This is a genomic window from Faecalicoccus sp. LCP19S3_E2, assembly GCF_052121255.1.
Classification (GTDB): Bacteria; Bacillota_I; Bacilli_A; order Erysipelotrichales; family Erysipelotrichaceae; genus Faecalicoccus.
In genome coordinates, this window is record NZ_JBQKEP010000042.1 from 1 (window position 1) to 638 (window position 638).

The window sequence follows — 638 nt, forward strand, 5'->3', positions numbered from 1 at the left end:
TCATTGACTTCTTTGCTCTTTGCATCATACGATTTGAATTTCCATATACCGTCTTCCGCCTTGAAACTCGTTGTTTCCGGTTCAACAGCCTTGACTGTATCCCCTTTTGCATACATTTCATCATCCTTAGGCAATAAAGCTTTGACTCCTTCCGGAAGTTCTTTTTGTCCATCTGCACTGACAAAGCTGTATTCCACTGGATAGGCAGATTCATTTTTAAATGTGAAGCTCTGTACCGGAACCGGTGTGCTTGTATCCGTCACCAGATCTTGAACCGCCTTCACCGTAAAATCAAAGTTTGCCTTTTTATAGCCGTTTGGAACAGCCGTTTCCTTTAAGCGATATGTTCCCGGAGTCAGATAAGCCAAATCATCCTGTACGATATAACCTGTTTGCGGATCATACGATTCACTTGTGGTTACCTTTGAGAGATCACTTTGTGTCACACTTTCTGCCTGGGAAACATAAAGATCACCGTTTTCATTCGTTATCAGCCCACTGGCTACCGGTGTTTCGGTTTCACCATTGATTCGATACAAATCAAACGTAACATCTTTTAATCCCTGATCCTGATCATCTGTTTTATGAATCTTGATGGGAGATGGCATCTGACGTTCCAAAATATAATAATGTTTGTC

1 protein-coding gene is annotated in these 638 nt (G+C 41.5%); it reads right to left on the reverse strand.

The features are described 5' to 3' along the window. Window positions 1-638: SHIRT domain-containing protein (locus ACTQX6_RS12625; protein ID WP_441657564.1), on the reverse strand; the 638-nt coding region annotated here is incomplete at both ends.